The organism is Actinomadura craniellae (assembly GCF_003289645.1).
Taxonomy (GTDB): Bacteria; Actinomycetota; Actinomycetes; order Streptosporangiales; family Streptosporangiaceae; genus Actinomadura_D; species Actinomadura_D craniellae.
The window spans coordinates 123377-150300 of record NZ_QLYX01000003.1; the positions used below are offsets into that span (position 1 = coordinate 123377).

Here is a 26924-nt window from a genome sequence, read left to right on the forward strand (position 1 = left end):
ACGTTCATGACGAGAAGGACCGGTGCGGACGGCGCGACGCTCGCCGGGGAGGTGCGGCGCCCACGCAACCTGCACCTGACGGCGTCCGGCAGCATCCACGACGACGCGACCGCGCGGCGGCTCGGCTTCCGCGGCGGCACGATCGCGGGCAGCTACCACATGGAGCAGGCGGTTCCGCTGGTGCTCGACCTCTTCGGCCAGGAGTGGTTCGAGCGCGGGACGATGGCCGCGTACTTCCGGCGGGCCACCGTCGACGGCGAAGCCGTGCGGGCCTTCGCCCGGGGTCCCGCGACCCGCGACGCCGGGGGGCGGGCGGAGCTGTGGATGGACACCGCGGCGGGCGAGCGCGTCTGGGAAGGCTCGGCCACCGCCGGAACTCCCGGTGGGCGGGGCGGCCTGGCGGACCGGATGACGAGCCGGGACGCCGACCAGATCCGGATCCTCTCCTCCATCGAGGTCGGTGAGGTGATCGACCTGGGCGAGTTGCGGCTCGACGGCGAGCGGCAGCGCGACCGGCTGCGCGGGGGCCTGATGACCGAGCCCCTCGACTGGTACGACGAGTCCTCGCCCTGGGGCCCCGCCGTCGCGTCACCGTCCACCGAGGTGTGGTTCACCTTCGAGTCGGTGAAGCAGGCCCTCGCGCAGCGGCGCGGGGCCGGCGTGGGTCTCTACGGGGCGATCGAGATCCGGCACCTGGCCGGTCCGCTGCTGCTCGGCGAGACCTACCACGTCACGAGCACGGTGCGAGCGCTCGGGTGCACTCCCAAGACGGAGTACATGTGGACCGAAACCGTCGCCGGCCGCGGCGGCACCCCGGTGATCTCGGTGTTGATGATGAGCCGGGTCATGAAGGCGTCCTCGGACCTGTACTCATGAGCCGGCCGCCGCGGCGCGACCAGCCCCGCCCCGCCGCGCTGGGGCACCTGAACGTCGTCGACCTGAGCTCGGGCGTGGCCGGCCAGTACTGCGGGAAGCTGATGGCCGGTTACGGCGCCGAGGTCACCCTGGTGGAGCCGGCCGAGGGCACGCCGACGCGCCGGATGCCCCCGTTCGCCGCCACCGGCTCCCTCCTCTTCCGGCACCTCAACCAGGGCAAGGTGCCGGTGTCACTGCCCGCCGCGGAGCCGGACCGGGACGCGCGGCTGCGCGCGCTCGTGGCCGGCGCCGACGTGGTCGTCCGGGACGCCACGACCGTCCTGCCCGCGCTCGGCCCCGGGACCGTGGAATGCGTGGTGAGCGACTTCCCGGAGAGCGGGCCGTACGCCGGCTGGGGCGCCGACGAGATGGTGCACCAGGCCCTGTCGGGCTACATGAACGCGACCGGCCGCAGCGACCGGCAGCCGCTGTACGGCGTCGGCCGGCGGGCCTACTACGCCTGTGGCACCACGGCCTTCGTGTCGGTGCTGGCGGCCCTGCACGAGCGGCGCCGCTCCGGGCGCGGGCAGCGGGTCCGCGCCTCCGTCTTCGAGTCGATGGCCGCGATGGGTCAGAACTTCGTGACCCAGCACAGCTACAACGGCACGACCGAGAGCCGGGCGCGCTACACCGGCCTGCTGGCCACGCTGCGCTGCGCCGACGGCCACATCGTGATGTTCGCGATCCGCGATCCCGCGGCGGTGTGCCGCACGTTCGACGCCGAGCACCTCATCGACGACCCCCGCTTCGCCCAGCCCGGGTCGTTCATCCGCAACTGGGACGAGCTGGTGAAGGTCTTCCAGGACCGTGCGCTGCGGATGACGACCGAGGAGGTGGTGACCCGGGCGCAGGAACTGCGGATCAGTTGCGAGCGCGTCTGGACCCTGGAGGAACTGGTGTCAGCAGAGCAGTGGCGCGACCGGGGCGTCGTGCGCGGCGCGCGCACGGGGGCCGGGGAGCAGGCCCTCGGGCCGGTCTTCCGCATCTCCGGCTCCCCCTACCTCGCCGACCGGCCCGGCCCGGGCCCGGGGGAGGCCCGGTGACCGCCGGGGCCCGGCCGGAACCGGGAGGGCCCGGCCCGCTGGCCGGCGTCCGGGTGATCGACATGACCACGGCGTGGGCGGGTCCGATGGCGACGCGCAGCCTGGCGTGGCTGGGGGCCGAGGTCATCAAGATAGAACCGCCGCGCCGTCCCGACGGCTGGCGCGGGTTCCTGACCGGCGGGCCACCCCACCACTACCCCGACCTCGACCCGGGCGAGAAACCCTACAACCGCAACCTCCTCTTCAACACGCAGGGCCACGACAAGCTCTCGCTGTCCCTGGACCTGAAGCTGCCCGGGGGCCTGGAGGTGCTGCGGCGCCTGGCCGCGGTGAGCGACGTCCTGGTCGCCAACTTCACCCCCGGCGTGCTCGACCGCCTCGGGATCGGCTACGCGGAGCTCGCCGCGATCAACGATCAGATCATCGTCGTGGAGATGCCGGCCTTCGGGTCGACCGGGCCCATGTCGACCCACCAGGGGATGGGGAAGACGATGGAGGCGGCGTGCGGCATGGCCTCGCTGATCGGGTACGGCGACGACGCGGAGCCCGTGCTCACCGGCCCGGCGATCCTCGACCCGATCGGCGGGCTCAACGCGGCCGCGGCCGTGGTCACGGCCCTGGAACTGCGGGCGCACGACGGCGTCGGGTGCCACGTGGAGGTGCCGCAGACCGAGGCCGCGGCGCACTGGATCGGGGAGTTCGTGCTGGAGCAGCTCGAATCAGGCCGGTCGTTCACCCCCGACGGCAACCACGTGCCCGACGCCGCCCCGCACGAGGCGTTCCCGGCCGCGGGCGAGGACGAGTGGGTCGTCGTCGCGGTGCGCGGCGACGCGGAGTGGCAGGCCCTCTGCCGCGTCCTCGACCGCCCCGACCTCGCCGCCGACGAGCGCTTCGCGACGCTCGCGGGCCGGCTGGCCCACCAGGGCGAACTCGAGGAGGCGGTGGCGGCCTGGACCCGGACGCGCGACCGGCGCGAGGCGGCCGAGACCCTGCAGGCCGCCGGCGTGCCCGCGGCCCCCGTGTGCGACGGGACCGACGTCGCCGCCGACCCCGGGCTGCACGCCTGCGGTTTCCTCACCACCCTGACCCACCCCGAGGCCGGCACCCACGTCTACCCCGGCCTGGCCTTCCGGCTCGACCGCACCCCCGGCGGGATGCGGCGGCCCGCCCCCGTCTTCGGCCAGCACAACGAGGCGGTGCTCACCGGCCTGCTCGGGATGACCGCCGAGGAGGTCGCCGGCCTGCGGGCGAGCGGAACGGTGACCGACGAACCCGTGGTGGATGACCCGCCGCGCCGGGGCCCGCGCCGGGTCCGCCACGATCCAGCCCGCCGATGACCCCGCCGCTGACCCACCGAGGAGAGGTGCCGCGATGACCACCCACCAGACGGCGTACCGGGCCCTGCCGCCGACGGCGGCCGCCGTCGACCCGGGCCCGGAGGCCGAGGACTTCCGGCACGAGTTCCGTGCCTGGCTGAGCGAACACGCACCCCCGGAACTGCGCGGCGTCGGCTGGCCGGCCCCGCCGGGCAGCCCCCACACCGAGGCGCTCCGGGACTGGGGGAAGGTGCTCTGCGACGCCGGCTACATGTGCGTCTCCTGGCCCCGGGAATACGGTGGCCGGGGGCTGAGCCCCGTGGAAGTCGCGATCATGAACGAGGAGTTCGACCGGGCGGGCGTCCCCCGGGTCACCCGGGGACGGGCCGAGACGACCGTCGGGCCGGCCGTCATCGCCCACGGCACCGAGGAACAGAAGGCGTACTTCCTCCCGCGGATCATCTCGGGGGAGCACGTGTACTGCCAGGGCTTCTCCGAACCGGGCGCCGGTTCGGACCTCGCCGGCCTGCGGACGTCGGGCGTGGTCGAGGGGGACGAACTCGTCATCACCGGCCAGAAGGTGTGGACCTCCGGTTACTACGAGTCCACCATGATGTTCTGCCTGGTCCGCACCGATCCGGACGCACCCAAGCACGCCGGCATCAGCTACGTCCTTCTCCCCGTCGCCGAGAACGGGCCGGGCACCGGCGTCGAGTTCCGGCCGATCCGCCAGCTCACCGGCCGCTCGGGCTTCGCCGAGACCTTCCTCGACGGGGCGCGGGTGCCCCTGTTCAACGTCATCGGCGGTCTCCACCAGGGGTGGCGGGTCACGGTGACCACCCTCGGGCACGAGCGGGGGAACCGGGCGACGATCGCCCACGTCGCCTACGCGCGTGACTTCTGGGCCCTGGTCGAGGAGGTACGGGCCCGTGGCCTGGCCGGCGACCCGGCCGTCCGGGAGAAGCTGGCCTGGGCCTGGACCCAGATCGAGACCATGCGGTTCTCCGGTCTCCACCTGCTCGCGGCCCTGGCCGCGGGGCAGGATCCGACCACCCGGGCCGAGAACGGCTCCGTCACCAAGATCAGGTGGTCGGAGTACGCCCGCGGGTTCGGTGAGCTGGCCCTGGACCTGCTGGGTCCCGAGGCCCTCACCGCCGGGGGCGCGGGCGAGGACGGGCTGGGGTACTGGCAGGAGCAGTTCCTCTCGTCCCGGTCGGGGACGATCTGGGGCGGCACCGCGGAAGTACAGCGCAACATCATCGCGGAGCGGGTCCTGGGGCTCCCCAAGGAGAGCAGGGGGATGGGCCGATGAGCCTCGCCGTCACCGCCGAGCAGGAGGACCTGCGGGCCGCCGTCGGCCGGTTCCTCGACTCCCGCGCACCGCTGTCGCGCACCCGCGAGCTGATGGAGCGGCCGGTGCCGCACGACCCGGAGACCTGGCGTGCCCTGGCCGTCGAACTCGGCGTGCAGGGCATCGGCGTGCCCGAGGAGCACGGCGGCAGCGGGATCGACGTGCAGGCGCTCGCGCACGTCTTCGAGGAGACCGGCCGGGTGCTCCTCCCGGGCCCCCTGCTGGCGACGCTCGGCCTGGCGGTCCCCCTCCTGCTGGCCAGCGGTGACAGCGCCGCCCAGGCCCGGTACCTGCCCGGCATCGCCGCCGGGGAGACCGTCGCCACGGTCGGCTGGCTCGCGCCCGGGGCGGCGTGGGACACGGTCGGCGGCGCCGCGACCGCGGTCCCGCGTCCGCGTTCCGGATGGGCCCTCGACGGCCGGGTGGCCCTGGTACTCGACGGGCTCGCCGCGGACCTGTGCCTGGTGGTGGCCGACACGCCGGCCGGCCCGTCGGTGTTCGCCGTCGACACCACGGGACCCGGCGTGGACCGGCACCGGGTGCGGGCGCTCGACCCGACACGGGGACTCGCCGAGTTCGTCCTGGACGGCGCGCCGGGCTCCCGGGTGGGCGAGGAGGGAGCCGGGAGTGCCCTGCTCGCCGCGGCCCGCGACCAGGCGTGCGTGCTGCTGGCCGCGGAGATGGTGGGCGCCGCCCAGGCGTGCCTGGACATGGCCGTGGCCTACGCGCGGCAGCGTGAGCAGTTCGGCCGCCCGATCGGCTCCTTCCAGGCGATCAAACACAAGTGCGCCGAGGTTCTGGTCGAGATCGAGGGCGCGCGCTCCTGCGCCCGGTACGCCGCGTGGGCGTGCGGCGCCAGCCCGGAGGAGGTGCCCACGGTGGCCGCCCTGGCGAAGGCGGCGGCCGCCGAGGCGTTCTTCCGCGCCGCCGCGGACGGCCTGCAGATCCACGGCGGGATCGGCTTCACCTGGGAGCACGACGCGCACCTGTTCCTCAAGCGGGCCAAGGCGTGCCAGGTGCTGTTCGGTGACACCAGGGCCTTCCGGCTGCGGCTGGCGGACCGGCTGGGCATCTGACGGGAGACGCCGTACCCGGGCCCCGGGTACGGCACCCCTCAGTGGCAGATCACGTCCACCACCGGAGCCGGGCTCTCGGCCCGGGGCTCCGGGCACGGCACCCCCTCAGTGCTTCTCGTCGTCCCGGACGACGAGTTGCATGCCGGCGGCGCTCGCCAGCAGCGGCCGCATCCGCTCCAGCACCTCGAGCATCGCCGCGACCTGCTCGCGCGCCGCCCGTGCCGTGCGCTGCTTGGCGATCTCGCGGCGGGCTTCGCCGATGTAGCTGGTGACCAGCCACACCAGCACCCGGTTCACCGGCTCGTCGGTGGCGCCGAGGAGCCGGAAGTTGCGGTTGAGCCACGCCCGGCCGCTGCGTCGCTGCTCTTCGGAGAAGCCGGGAGGGGTGTCACCGACCTGGAAGATGCGCACGAGGTCGCGCCGGGACCAGGTGGCCTCAAGGTAGGCGCGCGACCCGGCGACGAGCAGGTCGAAAGGGTCGGTGACACCCGCGGCCTGCGCGTCGACCACGCCCTGGTGCACGATCGCGACCTGCTCGTCGCGGTGGCGCTCCCACAGCGCCAGGAAGAGATCGGTCTTGCTGCCGAAGTGGTGGTAGATGCTGCCGACGCTCGCCCCCGACTGCTCGACGACCTCGCTGATGCTGGCCTCGGTGAAGCCCTGGCGCGCGAAGACGTGCCGGGCGGCGTCGAGGATCTCGGCACGTACGGTTTCGGTCGAGCGCCACTTCCGCGTGCCACCGTCGGGTGACGCGCCTGAGGTGGTCTGTCGTGGCATCGGGAAGCCCTGTTCGTGTCAGGTCGTGGCCGCGGAGAACGGCGCAGATCAGGCTACGGGACGGAGTCCCGGCCCTCGTCCGGTACGAAGACGGGCACGCTGAGGCCGTCGTGGTCCTCCCACCCCACCCGTACCCGCATCCCGACCCGGATCGCCTCGGGGTCCGCATCGACCTGGGCCAGCATGCGGAAGCCCTCATCGAGATCGACGAAGCCCACCACGTAGGGCAGTTGCGAGCGGAAGAACGGGTGGCCGTGCCGGCGGAGCACCGTGTAGCTGTAGACGCCGCCGGCGCCGGCGGACTCCCGCCACTCCCCGCCGGGTTCGAGCGCGTCGGGCCCGACCAGCCTCGGGTAGAAGACCGGACGGCCCGACGCGCCGACCTGGTAGAGCAGGCGGTGCTCGGCGGTCGCCCGCCACCAGGGTTCGGTGTCGGGCTCGGGGAAGAGCGGCAACGGCCGCTGCGGGGCCGGCCGTTCGGCGCGGGACGTGCCCGTGGTGTCGGTGCTCATCGACGTTCTCCTCAGTCCTTGCCCAGGATGATCGTGCCGGCGGCGTGCCGGGTGCCGAGAAGGCCGCCGTTGCCGTGGGCGATGGCATGGCGGGCGCCGGGCACCTGCGACGTCGATTCCCCGCGCAGCTGCCGGGTCGCCTCGATCAGCAGGAAGATCCCGCGCATCCCGGGGTGGTTGGAGGACAACCCGCCGCCGTCGGTGTTGAGCGCGGGAGCACCGGGCCGGTCCCAGCGCAGGCGGCCGCCCACCGCGAAGGTCCCGCCGCCGCCCTTCTCGGCGAAGCCGAGGTCTTCCAGGAGCGTCAGGACGGTGATGGTGAAGGAGTCGTAGATCATGGCGATGTCGATGTCGGTGGGTGCCAGGCCCGCCTCGGCGAACGCGGCCGGGCCCGAGCGCGCGGCCGCGCTGGTGGTGATGTCCCGGTCGTTGCCGGGGTAGCCCACGGCCTCGCCGGCTCCCAGCAGCCACACCGGTGGGTGGCGCAGGTCCCGGGCGACGTCGTCGGCGACGATCACGACCGCGCCGCCGCCGTCGGAGACCATGCAGCACTCCAGTAGGTGGAGCGGGTCGGCGATCTGGCGGGAGGACAGCACGTCGTCGATGGTGATCTCGCCGGTGTGGCGGATTCCCAGCGACTTCAGCGCGGCCACCGCCTCGGGGTTGCGCACGGCGTGCGCCCGGGCGGTCACGGCGATCTCGGCGAGCTGTTCCGGCGTCGTGCCGTACTCGTGCATGTGGCGGCGGGCCACGAGCGCGTAGTTGGCGATCAGGTTGAGGCCGTACGGTGTTTCCATCGAGCTCGCCGGGGTGGCCTGGCCGGCGCGCCCTCCCGTTCCGATCGCCCGGGACTCGCTCCGGGCGGTCGAGCCGTAGGTGAGCAGGGCGACCCGGGCCCGGCCGGCCGCGATGTCGCGCATGGCGTGTGCGGCGTGGAACTCGTACGAGCTGCCGCCGACCGCGGTGGTGTCGATCACCCGGGGGGTGACGCCGAAGTACTCGGCGACGGCGATTCCCGACATAGGCCCCACCTCACCGGCGTCGTACAGGGCGTCGACGTCGGACCAGTGCAGCCCGGCGTCGGCGAGGGCCCGTCCCGCGGAGACGGCCTTGATCTGCAGCCTGCTCATGCCGGGTGTCAGGCGGTCCGGGTACTCGTGGATGCCGGCGATGGCTGCTCGGCGGAGGGACACGGGGACCTCGTCTCAGGAGTGGTGCGCGACGCCGCGGTCGATGACGACCGTGCCGTTCTCGGTCTGGGTCTGGAACAGGGCGCGGCCCTCGCCGTCCCGCCAGAGGTTCACCACGAGCACGTCGCCGGGGAGGACGGGGCGGCTGAAGCGGCCGTACATGGCGTGGAACCTGGCCGGGTCGGAGTCGCACAGCGTGTGCAGCAGCGCCCGGCCGGTGAAGCCGTAGGTGCACAGGCCGTGCAGGATCGGGCGCTCGAAGCCGCCGCGCGCGGCGAAGGCGGGATCGGAGTGCAGGGGGTTGCGGTCACCGCTGAGCCGGTAGAGCAGTGCCTGGTCGGGCCGTGTGCGGTAGACGACCTGGTGGTCGGGTTCCCGTTCGGGCCGGGTCCAGGGCTCGTCGCCCGGCAGCGGGTGGTCGCCGGAGCGCTCGGCCGACACCGAGCCGGAGCCTCCCTCGCCCATGATGAAGGCGCCGCTGCGGGCGGTGATGAGCGGCCGGCCGTCGTCGTCGGTGGCGGTGCTCTCCGTGCGGACGAGCGCCCCCCGCCCCTTGTCGAGCATGTCGGTGACCGTGGAGGTCACCCGCACCGAGCCGGCCACGGGCAGTGGCCGGTGGAGGCGGAACGCCTGCTCGGCGTGCACCAGCCGGGCGGGGTCGAAGTCGCCCAGCCGGCGGCGTGGGCCGCCGCGCGCCTGTGCGGCCAGGACGGCGAACGTGGGCAGCACCTGCTGGTCGATCCCTCCGGTGTTCTCCGTGGTGAACGCCAGTTCCTGCTGCGGGTCCGCCGCCCCGGCCCCGACGCCGAGCGCGTACAGCAGCGCGTCGGTGCCGTCCCATGAGCGGGTCGCCGGCTCGCCCGGGACTCCGACGAGCGCGTGATCGAGCGCCATCCCTCGGCTCCTCTCGGTTCGTCGGGCACCGTCGCGTGGTTCGGCCCGATCCGCCTCAACTTAGAATCGCGTTTTAGAACTAATCAGTTTGGGCCGGTCTGTCAACCCGTTGACAGGCGGCAAGGCGCTGGTCCAGTCTCCATCTTGGAACGCAATTCTAAGTTGGGCGACCGCCCGGGAGCGCGGCGGTGGTCGAGGAAGGAGCGCTCGATGGCCAGCACAGCCGCCGGTGCGGCACCGATCGACGTCGCCGGGCGCGAGGCGGCACGCCGCCGCCTGGCCCGGCCCGAGCGGCTGCGCGGCCTGTTCGCTCCGCGCAGCGTCGCGCTCGTCGGTGCCACGGAGTCCTCCGGCTGGTCCCGGCTCGTGGTCGCGAGCCTGCGGGCCGGCGGCCTCCCGGGCCGCGTCGTGCCGGTGAACCCGCGCCACGCGTCGGTTTTCGGGCTCCCCGCCGCACCGAGCCTGCGCGCGCTGGAGGAGCCGGTCGACCTGGCCTTCTGCCAGGTCGCCACCGAACGCGTGGAGTCGGTGATGGAGGAGGCGGCCGAAGCCGGCGTGCGCAACCTCGTGGTGCTCGCCGCCGGCTACGGCGAGAGCGGCGAGGACGGCCGCCGCCGCGAGCAGGCCCTGGTGGACCGCGCGATCGAACTCGACCTGACCCTGCTCGGCCCCAACACGCTGGGCTACATCAACCCGCACGCCCGGGCGGCGCCCTTCGGGCTCCCGATCACCTCCCCGCTGCGGCCCGGCGGTGTCGGAGTGGTGCTGCAGAGCGGCGCCCTCTCCAGCGCCGTCCTGGACTTCTCCAGCCGGCACGGCATCGGGCTGAGCCTGCTCTCCTCGATGGGGAACGAGGCGGTCGTCACGGCCACCGACGTCGTCGCCCACCTGCTCGAGGACGACCGTACTCACGCCATCGCGATGTTCCTCGAAACCATCCGTGACCCCGCGGGTTTCGTGGATCTCGCCCGGCGGGCCCTGCGCGCGGGCAAGCCGGTCGTCGTGCTCAAGGTCGGCCGGAGCGACGCGGGCCGGGCCAGCGCGCTGGCGCACACGGGCGCGGTCGCCGGCGACGACGCGGTGGTCGACTCCGTCTTCCGGCGCGCGGGGGTGGTGCGCGTACGAAGCCTCGAGGAACTGCTGGTCACCGCGGACCTCCTGGCCCAGGGGCTACCGCTGGCGGAGCCGCGCATGGGGGTGGTGAGCGCCTCCGGCGGTGCCTGCGACATCATCGCCGACCGGGCCCACGACGAGGGAGTCGAGGTGCCCGAGCTGGCGCCCGGGACGTGCGAGCGGCTCACCGAGTTGCTGCCGCCGTTCGCGGCGGCCCGCAACCCGCTCGACGTCACGGGGTTCATCCTCGCGCGCCCCCCGTCCGGCGGCCGCGGCCTGGCCGACCTCTGCCTCGAGGCCATGCTGGACGACCCCTCCATCGACTTCGTCTTCAATTCGCTGAGCGTGCCGTCGGCGGAGCCCGCCGACCCCGGCGCGCTGCACGCCCGGCTGGCGGCGCTGGCCGAGACCGCGGGGTCGGCGGCGAAACCGGTCGTGCACTACTCGACGACCTGCACCGACCTCTCGCCCTACACCCGTGAGGTGCTCGACCGGCACGGCCTGCGCGTGCTGCCGGGGATCGAACTGGGGATGGCGGCCGTCGGGCACGCCCTGCGCTGGGGGCGGGCCCGGCAGCACCTGCTCCGGCAGGACCACGATCCCGCCGGGGACCTGCCGGCCGCCGGCCCCGCCCCGCGGCCACCCGCGCGCACGGGCCCCTGGTCGGAGGCGGCCTCGCGGGACCTGGCCGCCTCCCACGGCGTGCCGCTGGTACCGGCCACGCTCGTGCGCACCCGGGAGGAGGCGCGGGCGGCCGCGGACGCCCTGGGCTACCCGGTGGCGCTCAAGGTGTGCTCGGCCAGCATCCCCCACAAGTCCGACATCGGGGGTGTGGCGCTGATGGTCACCGGCCCGCGGGAGGCGGCCGACGCCTTCGACCGCGTGCACGCCGCCGGCCGGGCCCACGCCGACGACGTCGAGGGCGTCCTGGTCACGCCGATGCGCCGGGGCGGCATCGAGCTGTTCGCCGGGGTGACGGTCGATCCGGTCTTCGGCCCGGTCCTGGCCGTCGGTCTCGGCGGCGTCTTCGTCGAGGTGCTGGAGGACGTGAGCCTGCGCCCCCTCCCGGTGAGCCCCGGCGAAGTCGAGGAGATGCTCGGCGAACTGCGCGGCGCCGCGCTGCTGCGGGGCATCCGCGGCGGGGTGCCGGCGGACGTCGGCGCGGTCGCCCGCGCCGTGTCCGCCCTGACCCGGGCCGCGTCGTCCCTCGGGTCGGCGCTGCACACCCTCGAGATCAACCCCTGGTGGGTGCACGGGTCCCAGGTGGAGGCGCTCGACGTCCTGGTGGTGACCGGGCCGTCCGAGCGGACGCCGGACATGCCGGGGGACCGGGCGTGAGCCGCCCGCGAGGTCGCGGGACGCGACGCGAGAGACCAGAGCACGACCGGTCACGAGACCAGCGGAGGGTACGAGGAGCATGAGCAGTCTGACGGGAAGGGTCGCGGTCGTCACCGGCGCCGGACGGGGCATCGGTGCCGGGATCGCCCGCCTTTTCGCCCAGGAGGGCGCCGCGGTCGTGGTGAACGACCTCGGCGTGGACCTCGACGGAAGCGCGGGCGGCACGAATCCGGCCGGGGAGGTGGCCGCGGAGATCACCCGCGCGGGCGGATCGGCGGTGGCCGACCACGGCGACGTCTCCGATCCCGCCACCGGTGAACGGCTGGTGCGCACGGCGGTGGAGCAGTTCGGCAAGCTCGACGTGCTGGTCAACGCGGCCGGCATCCTCCGCGACCGGATGATCTTCAACATGTCCGAGGAGGAGTGGGACGACGTCATCCGGGTGCACCTGAAAGGCCACTTCAACACCATCAAGCCGGCGGCCGCCCACTGGCGCGACCAGCGCGCGGAAGACGGCCACTTCCGCATCATCAACTTCACCTCGGGCTCGGGGCTCTTCGGCGCGCCCGGCCAGCCGAACTACGCCGCGGCCAAGATGGGCGTCGTCGGCCTGACCTACTCCTGCGCCAACAGCCTGGCGCGGTACGGCGTCACGGCCAACGCGATCTCGCCGGTCGCCGCCACCCGGATGACGGCCTCGATCCCCGGCGACCGGAAGAAGGCCCGTGCGGTCACCGAGGACCAGCGGGCCGCCGAGAACGTGGCCCCGGTGGTGACCTACATCGCCGGTACGGCCTCCGACTGGCTGACCGGCCGCATCATCGGCGCCAACGGCTACGACGTCACCCTCTACGGCAACCCGGAACCGGTCCGCGTGATCTCCGGCAGTTCCCGCTGGGACGCCGGGGCGCTGGGCGAGTCCATGGAACGGCTGTTCCGCCCCGCCGTGACGCGGACACGCTGAGGGCCCGGCCGCGGGTCAGTGCCGAAGCCCGGTCGTCCTCTTTCCCAGGCTCCGGGTGGCGGCCAGGCCCGCGGCGAGCAGCGGCTCGACGGAGTCCCCGACGTTGTCGAACCCGGTGCCGACCGTCTCGCCCTGGAGATGCCGGTAATGGATGCCCTCGAGGATGACGGCGAGCTTGAGGTGCGCCAGCCCCAGATGCAGTTCGAGGTCGCCCAGCCGCCGGCCACCGGCCAGTTCGTAGTGCTCGAGCTGCTCCTCCGCGCCGGGGTAGCCGGGGGCCAGGCTCGCCGTGGCGTCGCTGGCGCCCCGCGAGATCCCGGAGAGCCTGTCGTAGACGAGCAGCAACGCCAGATCCGTAAGGGGGTCGCCCAGGGTCGCCATCTCCCAGTCGATGACGGCGGCGACCCGGTCGTCGTGCACCAGCAGGTTGTCCAGCCGGTAGTCGCCGTGGACGATCGCGGCCTCGTCGTGACCGGGGGCACGGGCCGAGACCCCGGCCTGCAGCCGGCGCAGCAGCGTGTCGGCGTCGGGGAGGTCGCGGGTGCGGGAGCCGTCCAGCTGGCGGCCCCACCGGCGCACCTGCCGGGCGAGGAACCCCGCGGGCCGCCCGAAGCCCGCCAGCCCGACGTCGGCGGGCACCACGGCGTGCAGGCCGGCCAGGACACCGATCATCTCCAGCGCCACGCGCCGGGTGCGCTCGGGCCCCAGCGGCTCCATCTGCTCGCGGCGCCGGTACGCCGTACCGCGCACCCGCTCCATGACGTAGAACGGGGCCCCCAGCACGGTGTCGTCCCGGCAGAGGGCGAAGGTCCGCGGGACCGGCACGGTGGTGCCTGCCAGCGCGCTGATGACCGTGAACTCCCGCGCCATGTCGTGGGCGGTCGCCTGGACGTGGCCCAGCGGCGGGCGCCGCACGATCCGGGTGGTGGTGCCGTCGGACACCGCGTAGGTGAGGTTGGACTTGCCCCCGGACACCACCTGCCCGGTCAGGTCGGGGCCGAGGTCGCCCGGGCATTGCCGCTCGTACCAGGCGGAGAACCGGTCGAGGTCCAGCCCGGGTACGGGGCCGGAGCTCCGGGACGGCATCAGGCGCCACCTCCCGGCACCTGGACCGTCTCGGCCGCGGCTTCCGGGCGGGTGGGCGCCCCGGCGTCGCGCGTTCCGGTCCGGAAGCGGATGACCATCTCCTGGGCGCTGGTCGCCACGAGCCCGCCGGACTCGGAGAAGAGCGAGCCGGAGCCGAGCGCGCGGGCCGCCCCGGCCGACGGGCTCGTGCAGACGTAGTGCAACCACCGGTCGGCACGCCCGGCCCGGTGCAGCCACACGGCGTGGTCGAGGCTGGCGCCCGACGTCGTCCCGCGCGGCACCGCGTGCCCGCGGAAGGCCGCGCGCAGGATGGTGTAGTCGGACATGTACACGACCAGGACGCGGTGCAGCAGCGGGTCGTCGGGCAGCCCCACGGGCACGCGCAGCCAGACCTCCGACGGCGCCAGCGGGCCGGCGGGCGCGTCCCGGTCGTTCTCGCGCAGCTCGACCGGGCCCGGCAGCCCCTCGTCGTCGGGGGCGCGCTCGGCGAAGGGGTAGCGGGGAGAGGCGTCCTCGGGCGGGACCGGCGACCCCGGCTCGGGCACCTGGTGGGCGAGGTGGTCGGGCTCGCCGCGCTGCATCGAGCAGGTCACCGTCCCGATGATCTCCTGGTCCTGCCAGGCGTCGACGCGCTGGAGGTGGAAGGACCGGCCCGCACGCAGCGCGGTCACCTCGTACCTGATCGGGGCGGCGGGGTCGCCGGCGCGGGCGAAGTAGCCGTGCAGCGAGTGCAGCACCACGTCCTCGGGAGCGGTTCGCGCCGCCGCCACGCAGGCCTGGGCGAGGACCTGCCCGCCGAAGACCCGGTGCGCCGGCCGGTCGGTGTTCGATCCCACGAAGGTGCGCTCGTCGACCTGGTCCAGGTCGAGCACCCGCAGCAGCCGGTCGACGACCGCGGAGCCCGTCCTGAGGTCCCGCCACCGGTCCCGGCTCGGCAGGACCAGCCGGCCGTGGTCGGGGCCGCCCGGGAGCCGTGCCGCGCGCAGCGCGGAGCGGCGCACCTTGCCGGCCTCGTCGCGCAGCGGCCCGTCGACGAACTCGTAGGCCCGCGGCCGCTTGTACGGTGCGAGCAGCGGGCGGAGGTGCTCGTCGAGCTCGTCGGCCCGGGGCGGCGGCCCGCCGCCGGGGGCGGGCTCCACGAGGGCGACGGACCGCTGGCCCAGGTCGTCGTCCGGGAGCCCGACCACCGCGCAGGCGTGGACGCCGGGGTGCGATTCGAGGGCGCCCTCGACCTCGGCGGGGTAGATGTTGGCTCCGCCGCTGACGATGCAGTCGGTGGACCGGTCGGCGAGATAGAGGTAGCCCTCCTCGTCGTACCAGCCCAGGTCGCCGAGCGACTCCCACCCGTTCCGGCTGCGCGGCTCCGCACCGATGTAGTGGTAGGTGGATCCCGGACCACCGGCGGGCATGAGGAAGACCTCGCCCACGGCGCCCGGCGGCAGGACGCGTCCCTCCTCGTCCTGGACCTCGAACCGGGAACCGCGGATGGCGCGCCCCACCGATCCGCGGTGCTCGAGCCACTCCCCGCCCGTGATGCGGGTGATGCCCTGGCTCTCGGTACCGGCGTAGATCTCGACGACGCGGTCGGGCCCCAGCCAGTCGAGGTATTCCAGCTTCAGCCGTGGCGGGCACGGTCCGCCCACGTGGACGAGCGTGCGCACCGAGGAGACGTCGGCGCCGGCGAGGCGTTCCTCGGGCAGGCGCCGGAGGCGGTTCATGTGGGTGGGGACCAGCTGGAGCCAGGTGACGCCGTGCCGTTCGATGAGATCGAGGGCCGGCCCGGGGTCGAAGCGCGGCATGATCACGAGCCGGTTGCCGCAGAAGAGTCCACGAGCGGAGTAGATGAACGCCGCGTTGTGGTAGAGCGGGCCGCAGACGAGGTGCACGCCGTCGGCATGCATGTAATCGACGTCGGGGGACCCGGGGTCGTAGTGCGGGTCGTCGTGGCTGACGATGAGCTTGGGCTTGCCGGTGCTGCCGCCGGACGTGAGCGCCTTCCAGTACGTCGGGACGACGTCGGGCAGTTCGCCGTCGTCGAGGTCGGGGCCGGGGACGAAGCCGGTCGGGAGCGTGGCGAGGCCCGCGGGCGCCTCGCCGCCCCCCACCAGAAGGGTGGGGCGGGCCAGGTCGAGCACGCGTTGCCGCTCTGCCGGCGGGAACTTGTGCGAGAGGGGCATGACGGTGCCGCCGAGCTTCCAGGCGGCCACGCACGCGCAGAAGAACTCCACGGAGTTGGGCAGGGCGACCGCGACCGTGTCGTCCCTCGTGACGCCCGCCGCGGCGTAGGCGCGCGCCAGCCGGTTGGTGCGGCGGTCCAGTTCGGCCCAGGTGACCTGCTCGGAGCCGTCGCCGGCCACCAGGGCCGGCTCGTCGGACTTGGTGGCGGCGAAGTGGGCGAAGAGCCGACCGATGCTCATCCGAGCGCCCATGCGGGTCCTTCCGTCGACGGCTCGTCCGTGCTGGACGAAGCGGTGGGATGGTGCGTCTCGCGCGGCAAGATTTATTGCATTGATGGTGCACATTAGTCCAGGGGGGTTGGTCTGCCAATCCCTCGCCGGGGGTGCTTGACGTGCGTAGCTTCCCGGGTGTTCCGTTGCACTTGAGGTGCATATTCCTGAGAGAAGAGTGCCCGAGGCGCCGCGTGCACGGCTTCCGCCTGGCTGGAAGCCGGCGTCGTCATGCGCACCGGGCGTGCGTCGCCGGTGCTCAGCGTGGCGAAAGCGGGGGTGTCGAGAGTGCCGGTGGCCCGCTTCGGAACGGTTCAGCCCGGGGGCAGAAACGTCCGGTGTGCCCCTTGACATCCTGTGACGGCGGCCACAATAGTTTATGCACTGCTAGCGCAGATTTTTCTGGATCGGAGGTGGTCCGATGGCCACGACGGGTCCCGTCCCGCGTGACGACACGACTGGCGACACCGCTCCGGCCCTGCTGGAGGTGCACGACCTCGCCGTGTCGATCGGCGGCCACCAGTTGCTGTCGGAGGTCTCGCTGACCATCCGGTCAGGCGAACTGGTCGGGCTGGTCGGCGAGTCGGGATCCGGCAAGACCCTGACCGGACTCAGCCTCCTGGGCCTGCTACCAGCCCACGCGTCGGTACGGGGAAGCGTCCGTTTCGACGGCGTGGACATGCTCGAAGTCGACGCGGAGCGCCTGCGGCGGATCCGGGGGAGCGAGATGAGCATGATCTTCCAGGAGCCGCGGGCCTCGTTGCATCCCTCCCGCCCGGTGGGCAAGCAGATCGTCGACGTGATCCGCGCGCACGAGCCGGTACGGGTCGCCGACGCCCGGCGCCAGGCCGTCGACATGCTCGGCCTGGTTGGCCTGCCGAACCCGCAGCGCACCATGGATGCATATATCCACCAGTTGTCGGGCGGCATGTGCCAGCGGGTGATGATCGCCATGGCCCTGGTCTGCCGGCCGCGGCTGCTGGTGGCCGACGAGCCCACCACCGCCCTGGATGTCACGATCCAAGCCCAGGTCGTCTCGGTGCTCCGGCGGCTCGCCCGCGAACTCGATCTCGCCGTCCTCCTCATCACCCACAACCTGGGCGTGGTCTCCGCGCTGTGCTCGCGAGTCGTGACCATGTACTGCGGCCAGGTGGTCAACGACGACGATGCCGATCAGCTGCTCAGCGCACCGCAGCACCCCTACGCCGCGGCGCTGGTGCGCGCCTCGGACGTGAGCCTGGACCACCCGGACGAGGGGGGCGGCATCGCCGGCGCTCCGGCCAACCCCGCCCGTCCCCCGCGGGGATGCCGCTTCCACCCGCGCTGCCCCTACGCGGAGGAACGCTGTACCGAACACGTGCCGGCCCTCGAACCGGCCCGGCACGGCGGCCGGACCCGCTGCCTGCGCAGCGATGACCTGGTGCTCCCGGGGGTGGGGGCATGACCGTCGACAGCACGCTGCCCGCCCGCAGGGGGCACGGGCACCCGGCACCCGCGTTGCGCGTGAGCGACCTCGTCGTCCGCTACGGCAACCGCCGCGATGCCGTGCGCGCCGTCGACGGCGTCAGCGTCGAGGTCGCCCGCGGCACGACGCTCGGCATCATCGGCGAGTCCGGCTCGGGCAAGTCCACCCTCGCCAAGGCCATCGCGGGACTCGTCCCGGTCACCTCCGGCACCATCGCCATCGCCGGCCCGGAGGGGAAGCCGGCGCCGGCGGCCTCGTCGGTGGGGCGCGACGGCCAGGTCCAGATGATCTTCCAGGACGCCGTGCTGGCACTGAACCCCGGGCGACCGGTCTGGAAGAGCGTCGTCGAGCCCCTGGTGCCGCACCGGCTGACGATCCCCCGGGAACTGCGTGACCGTGCCGTGGAGCTGCTGGGACAGGTCGGTCTGGGTCCCGAGATCGCCGACCGGCGTCCCGGCCAGATGTCAGGTGGCCAGCGCCAGCGTGTCACCATCGCCCGGATGGTGGCCGCCCGCGCCCCGCTCGTCATGTGCGACGAGCCCGTGGCGGCGCTGGACATCTCACTCCAGGCCGGCGTGCTGCGCCTGCTCGACGAGCTGCGCGGGACGTTCGACCTCACCTACGTCTTCATCTCCCACGACATGTCGTCCATCGCCCGGATCGCCCACGACGTCGGTGTCATGTACCTCGGCCGGCTCGTCGAGGTCGGACCGGCGCGCGAAGTACTCCAGGCGCCCCGGCACCCCTACACGCAGGCGCTGATCCGGGCGGTGCCGCGGGTCGCCCGTGGCGCCCGCGACGCCGAGGTACAGCTCCTCGAGGGAGAGATCCCCGACGCGCGCCGCCCGCCCTCCGGCTGCCGCTTCCGCACCCGCTGCCCCTTCGCCCAGGAGATCTGCGCGCGGGAGGAGCCCCGTCCGGAGGCGGTCGCCGAGCCCGCGCCGGGCGGCGGCTCGGCGCACCAGACCGCCTGCCACTTCTGGCGCGAGATCCGCGCGGGCACCGCCCCGCGACAGCCGCGCTGAGCGCAGGCGGCACCGTCCCAGACCAGGACCCCACCTGACCGACCCCGACCTCCCCGACCGTCGTTCCGGAGAACCCAGCACCCCGATTAAGGAGTATCTCCGATGCAGCAGCGACCCCACCGTCACGGCTTCCGCGCCGCCGCCCTCACCGCCGCGCTCGTCTCCGCCCTCGCCGCCTGCGGCTCCGGCTCCGACGGGGCGGGCGGCGGGACCACGCTGCGGACCCTCCAGGGCCTCAAGCCGAGCCAGTTCGACCCCTGCGGGCCGGCCAACGGGTCGGAGACGGCCTACCTGGCCGCCATCTACGCTCCGCTGATCCGCACCGATCCGGGCACGGGCAAGCTGTCCCCGGGCATCGCGACGGAGTGGAAGTTCTCCGACGGGCAGAAGACCCTGACGTTGAAGCTCAGGACGGGCCTGAAGTTCCAGGACGACACCCCCCTCGACGCGGCGGCGGTGAAGAAGAGCATCGAGCAGTGCCTCGCCCTCCAGAACCAGCAGATCCCGGGACTGAAGTCCATCGAGGTGCAGGGCGCCGACACCCTCGTCTTCCAGCTGGCCGCGCCCAGCGGCGGCCTCCCCGACATGCTCGGGTCACGCATCGGCATGATCGCCTCCCCGACCGCGCGGGAGAAGGAGGGCGACAAGTACGGGGCCAAGCCGGCGGGCGCCGGCCCGTTCCGGCTGGCCGGCTTCGTGCCCGGCGCGTCGGTGACCCTCGAGAAGTGGGCCGGCTACCAGCAGGCCGGGCTGCCGGCGGCCAAGGTCGACCGCATCACCTCGCAGATGATCAGTGACCCCTCCGCGCAGGTGGCGGCGCTCACCGGCGGCCAGGTGGACTTCGCCTGGCGGCTGGACTACTCGGCCCCCAAGGCGCTCCAGGGCACCGACGTCCGCGCCCAGCACAACCTCGGGGTCTCGATGAGCAACCTCAGCATCGACCGGAGCCAGGGGCCGCTCCGGGACAAGCGGGTGCGCCAGGCGATCAGCTACGCGATCGACCGCTCCGCGCTCGCCAAGGCCAACACCAGCGGCCTGAGCGACGTCGGGGCACAGCAACCCTTCCCGCCCGGCAACGCCTTCCACTTCAACGAGCTCGACGGCGCCTACCCCTACGACCCCGCCAAGGCCAAGCAGTTGCTCGCCGAGGCCGGCCACCCCAACGGCCTGACCCTGCGCGGCGTCGCGCTGAACTCCCCGTCGTTCATCAACAACGGCGTGGTCATCTCCGACCAGCTCGCCAAGGTGGGGATCAAGGTCCGCTTCGAGGCCAAGGACATCGGGGACGCGACCAAGGGTTTCTACGCCGAGCACAAGTACGACATCATGTCGAGCGGGATGAACTCCGGGCCCGACTGGCTGAGCATCCACCGTCGCCTGCTGAGCACCAAGTCCAGCGGCAACGCGGGCAACGTCCCGATCCCCGGCGGCGAGGAGGCCATCGCCCGGGCGAACGCCGCGCAGGGCGACCAGGAGTTGCAGGCGGCCCTCAAGAACGCCCACCAGGTGCTCCAGGAGGAGCTGCCGGCCATCCTGCTCTACTACTCGCCCACGGTCACGGCCTGGACCGGGCGCGTCACCGGTGGCACGGCCTCGATCGCCCTCAACGGTGAGGCGGACCTGACCGCGCTTGGACTGAAGTGATGGCGGGTCGGATCGACGCCGCCGGGATACGGACGGGGTCGGCCGGCAAGGGCAAGAGCCAGGACGAGCAGGCCCCGGCCGAGGCGACCCGCCCCCCGGGCGCGGCGCACGACGATCGCGGCCGGGGGCCGCGGATCAAGGGCTCCCTCGGCAGGTTCATCCTCGTCCGGTTGCTGCTCTTCCCGCCCACCGCGCTCGGGGCCGGCCTGTTCACCTTCCTCCTCATCAAGATCATCCCTGGTGGTCCCGCCTACGCCCGGCTGGGCGAGAACGCGACACCGGAGTCGGTGGCCCTGATCGAGCGGCAACTCGGGCTCGACCGCCCGCTGCCGGAGCAGTTCCTGGGCTGGCTGGGGAAGGTGCTCACCGGCGACTTCGGCGCCTCCTTCCAGACCGGCTACCCGGTGTCGGACACGATCGCGGAGACCCTGCCGGTGACGCTGGAGCTGACCTTCGTCGCGATCCTGGGCACCTGCCTGATCGCCATTCCGGTGGGGGTGTTCGCGGGCAAACGGGCCGCGCGGTCGTCCGGCCGGTGGGTCCGGAGCATCTCGGGCCTGGGACTGGCCGTTCCGGACTTCTTCGCGGCCCTGGTCCTGATCACGATCTTCTCGGTGTGGCTGCGCGTGCTGCCACGGCTCGGGTTCACACCGTTCGCGGAGGACCCCGTGCAGAACCTCTACCACCTGATCCTGCCGGCGCTGCCGATGATCCTCGGCGGCAGCGCCATCGTGATCCGGCAGGTCGGCGCCGCGATGGCCGACGCCATGGCCAGCGACTACGTGCGGACCGCACGTGCCATGGGGTTGTCCGAGCGGAGGGTCACCTGGCACTACGCGTTCCGCTCCGTGCTGCCCACCGTCCTGAACGTCGTCGGGCTGCTGGCGCTCGGGCAGCTCGGGGCGACCCTGATCCTTGAGGAGATCTTCGTGCTGCCGGGCCTGGGCCGGACCCTCGTCACCGCCATCGGCCAGCTCGACTTCCCGGTCATCCTCGGCGTCGTCCTGGTCTTCGTCTTCATCGCCCTGGTGGTGAACCTCGTCGTGGACATCGTGGCCGGTCTGGTCGACCCGGCGATCCGGAAGGGGACGTCGTGAGCCGCGGGCGCCCGGCCCTGCCCCCGGGCGCGTGGATCTCGGTGGTCGTGCTGGCGTCGCTCCTCCTCATGGCCTTGCTCGCGCCGTGGATCGCCCCGCACGATCCGCTGGCGCAGGACCTGGCGAACAAGCTGCAGGGGCCGAGCGCCGACCACCTGCTCGGCACCGACCGGTTCGGGCGCGACGTGCTGAGCCGGCTCATGTGGGGCGGGCGGAACGCCTTCGGCGGCGTGGCGATCTGCATCGCGGTCGCCGTGCTGCTCGGCGTGCCGTGGGGGACCATCGCCGGGTTCTGGCCCCGCTACGTGGGCACGGTGCTGATGCGCATCTCCGACGTCATGATCGCCTTTCCGCTGCTGGTGCTGGCGATCGCCATCACCGGGTCGCTCGGCGTCGGCCTGGTCACCTCGATGGTCGCCGTCGGCCTGGTCCTCGCCCCCAACACCGCCCAGCTCACCCGGGCCGGCGTGCTCGCGACCCGCGAGCAGGACTTCGTGGCCAGCGCCCGGCTCTCGGGGGTGTGGACGCCGATCCTGCTGGTGCGGCACGTGCTGCCCACCGCGCTGCGTCCGGTCGTGATCCAGATGACCATCTACACCGGGCTCACCTTCGTCATCCAGGGAGCCCTGGCCTTCCTCGGCCTGGGCCCCCAGCGGCCGACACCGAGCTGGGGGAGCGACCTCAACGACGCCTACTCGCAGATCCTGTCGGCTCCGCTGCTGATCCTCCCCCCCGGCCTGCTCCTGGGAGTCGTGGTCCTGTGCGTCTACCGCATCGGGGACGCCCTGCGCGACCGGATGAGCTCGAACCTGTCGCCGGACAACCGGAAGGAGAACGATGTCGTCGTCGCCTGATCTGCCGGACCGGGCCGTCTCCGCGCTGGAGGGTGTGGTCGTTCTCGACCTCAGCACGTCGGTCGCCGGCCAGTACACCGGCCGGATGCTCGCCATGAACGGGGCCGACGTGGTGCTGGTCGAGCCGCCCGGCGGCACCCCCACCCGGCGCCAGGGACCGCGCGCCCACGGTGACTCGTTCCTCTTCCGGCACCTCAACCAGGGCAAACGGTCCCTCGTGCACGACCCCGGCTCGCCGGCCGACCGGAGGGCGTTGCGAGAGCTGGTGAGCCGCGCGGACGTGGTCCTGCGCGACCAGGGGTCGGACCCGCCCGACGGGGCCGGGGACCGGCTGATCGACTGCGTCGTGGGGGACGCCCCCGGCAGCGGCCCCTACGGCGAGTGGCGGTTCTCGGAGATGATCCACCAGGCGCTCGGCGGCGCCATGAAGACCACGGGCGCGGCCGACCGCGCACCCATCTACGGGATCGGCGCGCGGGCTTCCTACGCCACCGGGACGACGGCGTACATCTCCGTCGTGTCGGCCCTGTACGAGCGCCGCCTGTCCGGTTCCGGGCAGCGGGTCGACGCCACCGTCTTCGAGTCGCTCGCCGCGATGGGGCAGAACCTCGTGAGCCAGTACAGCTACAACGGCACCCACGGGACCCGCCAGCGCTACCCGGGCTTCCTCGCGTTGCTGCGGTGCGCGGACGCCTGGATCGTGCTCTTCGTCATCCGGAACTGGCCCACCGTGTGCCGGGTCCTCGACTGCGAGAACCTGCTGGACGACGAGCGGTACCGGACCTCGGCGGACCGGCTGCACAACTGGGAGGAGATCGTCGCCGTCCTGCAGGAGCGCGCGGCGACGCGCCGGGCCGACGAGGTGGTGGCGGCCTGCCAGCGCGGACGGGTCAGCGCGGAGAAGGTCAGCAGCCTGCGCGACCTCCTGGATTCCGAGCAGTGGCGGATCCGGCAGGTCATGTCACGGGTCTCCGGCCCCGACGGCGCGGAACCGGCCGTGCGCTCGGTCTTCACCATCGAGGGCGCCGACACGGAGGTACGGTCACCGAGCCCGCGCCTGCCGGCCGCCCCGGCCGAGAGCCGGCGGAGGTCCGCATGACCGCCGTTCCGACCGGTTCCCGGGTCACCGGCCCCCTCACCGGCGTGCGGATCCTGGAGTTCACCACCGCCTGGGCCGGGCCGTTCGCCGGACGCTGCCTGGCCTACCTCGGCGCCGACGTGATCAAGATCGAGGCGCCCGGGCACCCCGACTCCTGGCGGGGCACCCGCAGCGGTGGCGCGCCGATCTACTACCCCGAGTCGACGCCCGGGGCGGATCCGCAGAACCGCAACGTCCTCTTCAACTCCCAGAACCTCGACAAGCGGTCGCTCGCGCTGGACCTCAAGCAGCCCGGGGCCATGGACGTGATGCACGACCTGGTGCGCCGCTCCGACGTGGTGCTGGCGAACTTCACCCCCGGCGTCCTGGACCGGCTGGGCATCGGGCGGCGCGATCTGGCCCGGGTCAACGACCGCGTCATCGTCGTGGAAATGCCGGCCTTCGGACCCGGCGGGCCGTCGTCCTCCCACCAGGGAATGGGCAAGACGATGGAACCCGCGGCCGGCATGACCTCGCTCATGGGGTACCCCGACGGCACGCCGGTCCTCACCGGCCCCGCCCTCATGGACCCCGTCGGGGGGCTGAACGCCGTCGCGGCCGTCGTCTCGGCGCTGGAACTCCGGGAACGCACCGGACGCGGCTCGCGGGTCCTCGTCCCCCAGGTCGAGGCCGCGGCCTCCTGGATCGGCGAGTACATCCTGGAGCAGGTCGAGACCGGGTCGACGTGGGTGCCCGACGGTAACCACGTCCCCCACGCGGCCCCGCACGGGGCCTACCCGTGCGCCGGCGACGACGCGTGGATCGCGATCGCGGTGGCGGACGACCGGCAGTGGCGGGCGCTGTGCACCACCCTCGGCGCGCACGACCTCGCCGACGACCCCGCCTTCCAGCGCCTCGCCGACCGGCAGGCCGCACAGGGGCTGCTCGACGACGTCCTGTCCGAGCTCACCCGCGGGCACGACAAGGTGGCGCTCGCCGGGCGCCTCCAGGCGGCGGGCGTGCCCGCGGCGCCGGTCCTCGGCGGCGACGAGATCGCCGGGAGCCCGGCGATGCGCGCGTGCGGGATGCTGGTCGATCTCGACCACGCCGCGGCCGGCCGGCGCACCTACAGCGCGCTCGCCTTCCGGCATTCCCGCACCCCCGGCTCCCACCGCCGGGCCGCCCCGCTCTTCGGGGAGCACAACGACGAGGTCCTGCGTGACCTGCTCGGCTACGACGCCGAGCGGATCGCCGCGCTGCGCGGTACCGCCGCGCTCGCCGACGCCCCCACGGCCGACACCGACACGCCGCACGTGCCCCGGGAGGCCGCGGCCGCACGAGAGGAGACGAGCCCATGACGGCGCCCGACCCGGACGTCTCACCGATCCCGTACAGCGACGCGGCCCTGGAGTTCCGCGGCGAGATCCGGGACTGGCTGGAGCGCAACGCCCCGGATCACCTGAGGGGGGTGCCGGTGCCACGCGTCCCCGCCCCGGAGCTCAAGGCGAACCTCGACCGGTGGGCGGACACGCTCACCGAAGCGGGCCTCATGTGCGTCGCCTGGCCCCGGGAGTACGGCGGGCGCGGGCTCTCGGGCGTGGAGGTCGCGCTGATGAACGAGGAGTTCGCCCGCGCCGGGGTGCCCCGCCTGACCCGGGGCATGGGGGAGGGCCTGGTGGGTCCCGCCGTCATCGCGCACGCGACCGAGGAGCAGAAGCGGCGGGTGCTGCCACCGATCATCAGCGGCGAGCACGAGTACTGCCAGGGCTTCTCCGAGCCCGGTGCCGGCTCGGACCTGGCCGGGCTGCGCACCCGCGGCGAGGTCGACGGCACCCATCTGGTGATCAACGGCCAGAAGACCTGGACCTCGGGCTACTACAAGGCGAACTGGATGTTCTGCCTGGTCCGCACCGACCCCGCCGCGCCGAAACACCGCGGGATCAGCTACGTCCTGCTGCCCCTCGAAGTCGATGGCCGGCCCAACGGCGTGGAGTTCCGCCCCATCACGCGGATGAGCGGCCAGGCGCTGTTCGCCGAGAGCTTCCTCACCGACGCGCGCACTCCGCTCGACAACGTCATCGGTGGCCTCAACGAGGGCTGGCGGGTGGCGATGACGACGCTCGGCAGCGAGCGCGGCGGCAGCGCCACCACGCAGCACGTCGCGTTCGAGCGGCAGTTCTGGCGGCTGGTCGACGAAGTCCGCAAGCGCGGGCTCCGCGACGACGTCCGGGTGCGCGAGCAACTGGCCTGGGCCTGGTCGCAGATCCAGGTCATCAGGGCGACGGGCCTCGGGCTGGTCGCCGACCTCGCCGCCGGACGGTCCGGCCAGGGGCTGGCCAACGGTTCCACCAGCAAGATCCGGTGGTCGGAGTTCCAGCGCCGGCTGACGGAGATCGCCATGGACCTGATCGGGCCGGACGCCCTGGTGACCGGAGCCGGCTACGAACTCGACGAGTGGCAGGACGAGTTCTTCGCCGCCCGCTCCCACACGATCTGGGGCGGCACGGCGGAGGTACAACGCAACATCATCGGGGAGCGGGTCCTCGGCCTCCCCAAGGAGCCCGAGCCCGCGAAGGGGGCCGCGCGATGAGCCTGGCGATCACCGACGAGCAGGAGGCCCTCCGGGAGACGTCCCGGCGTTTCCTCGCCGCCGCGAGCCCGCTGACCCGGGTGCGGGAGGTCATGGCGACCGAGACCGCCTTCGACGGCGAGCTGTGGCGGCGGATGTCCGCCGAACTGGGGGCGACCGGCCTGGCCGTGCCGGAGGAATTCGGCGGTGCGGGGCTGGGTTTCCAGGAGGTCTCCTACCTGGCCGAGGAGGCGGGCCGCGCCCTGGCCCCGAGCGCCCTGCTCGCCACCGCGGGTCTCGCCGTGCCCGCCCTGCTGGCCGGCCCGGGCGACGCCCGCGCCGCGCTGCTGCCGAGGATCGCCGACGGGTCGGCCGTCGTCAGCGTGGCCTGGCTGGCTCCCGGCGCCTCGTGGCACTCGACCGCCGCCGCCCGGGCGAGCGGCGGCGAGTCCGGCTGGACCGTGTCGGGCGGCTTCTCGCCCGTGCTCGACGGGGCCGCCGCCGCCGTGCTGCTGGTACTGGCCGAGGGCCCCGGCGGGCCGGCGATGTTCGCCGTGGAGACCGGCGCGCCGGGAGTGCGGATCCAGCCGCTCCCCGCCCTCGACCCGACGCGGGGCCTGGCCCGGGTCGATCTCGTCGACGCGCCGGCGACGCCGGTGTCCCCTCCGGGGAGCGGCCGCGACGTGCTCTCCGCCGCGCTCGCCCACGCCGATGTCGTGCTGGCCTCGGAGATGGTGGGCGGAGCCCAGGCATGCCTGGACATGAGCGTGGCGTACGCCAAGGTGCGGGAGCAGTTCGGCCGGCCGATCGGGTCGTTCCAGGCCATCAAGCACAAGTGCGCCGAGATCCTGGTCGAGCTCGAGGGGGCGCGCGCCATGACGAGGTACGCCGCGTGGTGCGCGGAGGCCGCCCCGCACGAGCTGGCCGGGGCGGCCGCGGTGGCCAAGGCGACCGCGGCCGAGGCCTACTTCCGCGCCGCCGCCGAGAACCTCCAGATCCATGGGGGGATCGGGGTCACGTGGGAACACGACGCGCATCTCTACTTCAAGCGGGCCAAGGCATCCCTGATGCTGTTCGGCGACGTGGGCGCCTACCGGCGGCGCATCGCCGACCTCATCGGCATCTGATCCCGGCCGGCGCGCCGCGTCGGCCCCTTCCCCTGGAGGACGC

Annotated in this window: 22 protein-coding genes; 16 read left to right on the plus strand and 6 right to left on the minus strand. The window is 73.4% G+C overall.

Going from position 1 to position 26924, the window contains the following annotated elements; translation table 11 throughout:
* Nucleotides 1-6: 6 nt before the first annotated feature.
* From DPM19_RS07300 to DPM19_RS07320, 5 genes are read left to right on the plus strand one after another with little or no spacing between them, the layout of a single operon-like run.
* Nucleotides 7-876: a hypothetical protein gene (locus tag DPM19_RS07300; RefSeq protein ID WP_111864053.1), complete on the plus strand. Its 870-nt coding sequence runs from the start codon at nt 7-9 to the stop codon at nt 874-876.
* Nucleotides 873-1958, plus strand: coding sequence for a CoA transferase (locus DPM19_RS07305; RefSeq protein WP_111864054.1), 1086 nt, complete (start codon nt 873-875; stop codon nt 1956-1958). The genes DPM19_RS07300 and DPM19_RS07305 overlap by 4 nt, the downstream gene beginning before the upstream one ends.
* Nucleotides 1955-3295 (plus strand): CaiB/BaiF CoA transferase family protein, encoded by a 1341-nt coding sequence (locus tag DPM19_RS07310; RefSeq protein WP_111864055.1) that lies wholly within the window; start codon nt 1955-1957, stop codon nt 3293-3295. The genes DPM19_RS07305 and DPM19_RS07310 overlap by 4 nt, the downstream gene beginning before the upstream one ends.
* A 34-nt stretch (nt 3296-3329) precedes the next feature.
* The gene (locus DPM19_RS07315) at nt 3330-4586 is read left to right on the plus strand and encodes an acyl-CoA dehydrogenase family protein (RefSeq protein WP_111864975.1); all 1257 of its coding nucleotides are present in this window, start codon (nt 3330-3332) and stop codon (nt 4584-4586) included.
* A complete protein-coding gene (locus DPM19_RS07320) occupies nt 4583-5701 on the plus strand; it encodes an acyl-CoA dehydrogenase family protein (RefSeq protein ID WP_111864056.1) in 1119 nt (372 codons plus the stop codon). The genes DPM19_RS07315 and DPM19_RS07320 overlap by 4 nt, the downstream gene beginning before the upstream one ends.
* Nucleotides 5702-5806: 105 nt before the next feature.
* Here DPM19_RS07320 and DPM19_RS07325 read toward each other — a convergent pair whose 3' ends face one another.
* From DPM19_RS07325 to DPM19_RS07340, 4 genes are read right to left on the minus strand one after another with little or no spacing between them, the layout of a single operon-like run.
* Nucleotides 5807-6478: a TetR/AcrR family transcriptional regulator gene (locus DPM19_RS07325; RefSeq protein WP_111864057.1), complete on the minus strand. Its 672-nt coding sequence runs from the start codon at nt 6476-6478 to the stop codon at nt 5807-5809.
* A gap of 53 nt (nt 6479-6531) precedes the next feature.
* Nucleotides 6532-6990: a Zn-ribbon domain-containing OB-fold protein gene (locus tag DPM19_RS07330; RefSeq protein ID WP_111864058.1), complete on the minus strand. Its 459-nt coding sequence runs from the start codon at nt 6988-6990 to the stop codon at nt 6532-6534.
* Nucleotides 6991-7001: 11 nt separating this feature from the next.
* On the minus strand, nt 7002-8183 hold the full coding sequence (locus DPM19_RS07335; RefSeq protein WP_111864059.1) for a thiolase C-terminal domain-containing protein: 1182 nt from the start codon (nt 8181-8183) through the stop codon (nt 7002-7004).
* Between the two features lie 12 nt (nt 8184-8195).
* The gene (locus DPM19_RS07340) at nt 8196-9074 is read right to left on the minus strand and encodes a MaoC/PaaZ C-terminal domain-containing protein (RefSeq protein WP_111864060.1); all 879 of its coding nucleotides are present in this window, start codon (nt 9072-9074) and stop codon (nt 8196-8198) included.
* A 210-nt stretch (nt 9075-9284) separates the two neighbouring features.
* On the opposite strand from DPM19_RS07340, the gene DPM19_RS07345 reads away from it, so the two are divergent.
* Together DPM19_RS07345 and DPM19_RS07350 are read left to right on the plus strand one after the other, a co-directional pair.
* Nucleotides 9285-11525, plus strand: coding sequence for an acetate--CoA ligase family protein (locus tag DPM19_RS07345; RefSeq protein WP_111864061.1), 2241 nt, complete (start codon nt 9285-9287; stop codon nt 11523-11525).
* 79 nt (nt 11526-11604) lie between these two features.
* Nucleotides 11605-12489, plus strand: coding sequence for an SDR family NAD(P)-dependent oxidoreductase (locus DPM19_RS07350; protein ID WP_111864062.1), 885 nt, complete (start codon nt 11605-11607; stop codon nt 12487-12489).
* Nucleotides 12490-12504: 15 nt separating this feature from the next.
* On the opposite strand, the gene DPM19_RS07355 is transcribed toward DPM19_RS07350, so the two are convergent.
* Together DPM19_RS07355 and DPM19_RS07360 are read right to left on the minus strand one after the other, a co-directional pair.
* Nucleotides 12505-13575, minus strand: a complete 1071-nt coding sequence (locus DPM19_RS07355; RefSeq protein WP_111864063.1) for a phosphotransferase family protein — start codon at nt 13573-13575, stop codon at nt 12505-12507.
* Nucleotides 13575-15992, minus strand: coding sequence for an AMP-binding protein (locus DPM19_RS07360; protein WP_111864064.1), 2418 nt, complete (start codon nt 15990-15992; stop codon nt 13575-13577). Before DPM19_RS07360 ends, DPM19_RS07355 begins: the two co-directional genes overlap by 1 nt.
* A 451-nt stretch (nt 15993-16443) precedes the next feature.
* On the opposite strand from DPM19_RS07360, the gene DPM19_RS07365 reads away from it, so the two are divergent.
* The 9 genes from DPM19_RS07365 to DPM19_RS07405 all read left to right on the plus strand — a co-directional run bounded on the left by DPM19_RS07365 (nt 16444) and on the right by DPM19_RS07405 (nt 26881).
* A complete protein-coding gene (locus tag DPM19_RS07365; protein WP_111864065.1) occupies nt 16444-17466 on the plus strand; it encodes an ABC transporter ATP-binding protein in 1023 nt (340 codons plus the stop codon).
* Entirely contained in the window at nt 17463-18512 is a 1050-nt protein-coding gene (locus DPM19_RS07370; protein ID WP_111864066.1) for an ABC transporter ATP-binding protein, read from the plus strand. Before DPM19_RS07365 ends, DPM19_RS07370 begins: the two co-directional genes overlap by 4 nt.
* A 102-nt stretch (nt 18513-18614) precedes the next feature.
* Nucleotides 18615-20156 carry an ABC transporter substrate-binding protein gene (locus tag DPM19_RS07375; protein ID WP_111864067.1) on the plus strand — a complete coding sequence of 514 codons (1542 nt, stop codon included), beginning with the start codon at nt 18615-18617 and terminating at the stop codon, nt 20154-20156.
* Nucleotides 20156-21253 (plus strand): ABC transporter permease, encoded by a 1098-nt coding sequence (locus DPM19_RS07380; protein WP_111864068.1) that lies wholly within the window; start codon nt 20156-20158, stop codon nt 21251-21253. Before DPM19_RS07375 ends, DPM19_RS07380 begins: the two co-directional genes overlap by 1 nt.
* Complete coding sequence (locus tag DPM19_RS07385) at nt 21250-22107, plus strand: ABC transporter permease (RefSeq protein ID WP_111864069.1); 858 nt, start codon at nt 21250-21252, stop codon at nt 22105-22107. The genes DPM19_RS07380 and DPM19_RS07385 overlap by 4 nt, the downstream gene beginning before the upstream one ends.
* Nucleotides 22091-23206 (plus strand): CaiB/BaiF CoA transferase family protein, encoded by a 1116-nt coding sequence (locus DPM19_RS07390; RefSeq protein WP_111864070.1) that lies wholly within the window; start codon nt 22091-22093, stop codon nt 23204-23206. The genes DPM19_RS07385 and DPM19_RS07390 overlap by 17 nt, the downstream gene beginning before the upstream one ends.
* Entirely contained in the window at nt 23203-24543 is a 1341-nt protein-coding gene (locus DPM19_RS07395; protein WP_111864071.1) for a CaiB/BaiF CoA transferase family protein, read from the plus strand. The genes DPM19_RS07390 and DPM19_RS07395 overlap by 4 nt, the downstream gene beginning before the upstream one ends.
* A complete protein-coding gene (locus DPM19_RS07400; protein ID WP_111864072.1) occupies nt 24540-25775 on the plus strand; it encodes an acyl-CoA dehydrogenase family protein in 1236 nt (411 codons plus the stop codon). Before DPM19_RS07395 ends, DPM19_RS07400 begins: the two co-directional genes overlap by 4 nt.
* On the plus strand, nt 25772-26881 hold the full coding sequence (locus tag DPM19_RS07405) for an acyl-CoA dehydrogenase family protein (RefSeq protein WP_111864073.1): 1110 nt from the start codon (nt 25772-25774) through the stop codon (nt 26879-26881). Before DPM19_RS07400 ends, DPM19_RS07405 begins: the two co-directional genes overlap by 4 nt.
* The last annotated feature ends 43 nt before the right edge of the window (nt 26882-26924 follow it).

Excerpts from the sequence above, each read along its gene's own strand:
- DPM19_RS07360 (WP_111864064.1), bottom strand. The coding sequence starts at position 15,992 with ATGAGCATCGGTCGGCTCTTCGCCCACTTCGCCGCCACCAAGTCCGAC.
- DPM19_RS07325 (WP_111864057.1), bottom strand. The coding sequence starts at position 6,478 with ATGCCACGACAGACCACCTCAGGCGCGTCACCCGACGGTGGCACGCGG.
- DPM19_RS07330 (WP_111864058.1), bottom strand. The coding sequence starts at position 6,990 with ATGAGCACCGACACCACGGGCACGTCCCGCGCCGAACGGCCGGCCCCG.
- DPM19_RS07380 (WP_111864068.1), top strand. The coding sequence starts at position 20,156 with ATGGCGGGTCGGATCGACGCCGCCGGGATACGGACGGGGTCGGCCGGC.
- DPM19_RS07405 (WP_111864073.1), top strand. The coding sequence starts at position 25,772 with ATGAGCCTGGCGATCACCGACGAGCAGGAGGCCCTCCGGGAGACGTCC.
- DPM19_RS07315 (WP_111864975.1), top strand. The coding sequence starts at position 3,330 with ATGACCACCCACCAGACGGCGTACCGGGCCCTGCCGCCGACGGCGGCC.
- DPM19_RS07345 (WP_111864061.1), top strand. The coding sequence starts at position 9,285 with ATGGCCAGCACAGCCGCCGGTGCGGCACCGATCGACGTCGCCGGGCGC.
- DPM19_RS07320 (WP_111864056.1), top strand. The coding sequence starts at position 4,583 with ATGAGCCTCGCCGTCACCGCCGAGCAGGAGGACCTGCGGGCCGCCGTC.
- DPM19_RS07340 (WP_111864060.1), bottom strand. The coding sequence starts at position 9,074 with ATGGCGCTCGATCACGCGCTCGTCGGAGTCCCGGGCGAGCCGGCGACC.
- DPM19_RS07350 (WP_111864062.1), top strand. The coding sequence starts at position 11,605 with ATGAGCAGTCTGACGGGAAGGGTCGCGGTCGTCACCGGCGCCGGACGG.
- DPM19_RS07375 (WP_111864067.1), top strand. The coding sequence starts at position 18,615 with ATGCAGCAGCGACCCCACCGTCACGGCTTCCGCGCCGCCGCCCTCACC.
- DPM19_RS07365 (WP_111864065.1), top strand. The coding sequence starts at position 16,444 with ATGGCCACGACGGGTCCCGTCCCGCGTGACGACACGACTGGCGACACC.
- DPM19_RS07305 (WP_111864054.1), top strand. The coding sequence starts at position 873 with ATGAGCCGGCCGCCGCGGCGCGACCAGCCCCGCCCCGCCGCGCTGGGG.
- DPM19_RS07300 (WP_111864053.1), top strand. The coding sequence starts at position 7 with ATGACGAGAAGGACCGGTGCGGACGGCGCGACGCTCGCCGGGGAGGTG.
- DPM19_RS07355 (WP_111864063.1), bottom strand. The coding sequence starts at position 13,575 with ATGCCGTCCCGGAGCTCCGGCCCCGTACCCGGGCTGGACCTCGACCGG.
- DPM19_RS07370 (WP_111864066.1), top strand. The coding sequence starts at position 17,463 with ATGACCGTCGACAGCACGCTGCCCGCCCGCAGGGGGCACGGGCACCCG.
- DPM19_RS07400 (WP_111864072.1), top strand. The coding sequence starts at position 24,540 with ATGACGGCGCCCGACCCGGACGTCTCACCGATCCCGTACAGCGACGCG.
- DPM19_RS07390 (WP_111864070.1), top strand. The coding sequence starts at position 22,091 with ATGTCGTCGTCGCCTGATCTGCCGGACCGGGCCGTCTCCGCGCTGGAG.
- DPM19_RS07395 (WP_111864071.1), top strand. The coding sequence starts at position 23,203 with ATGACCGCCGTTCCGACCGGTTCCCGGGTCACCGGCCCCCTCACCGGC.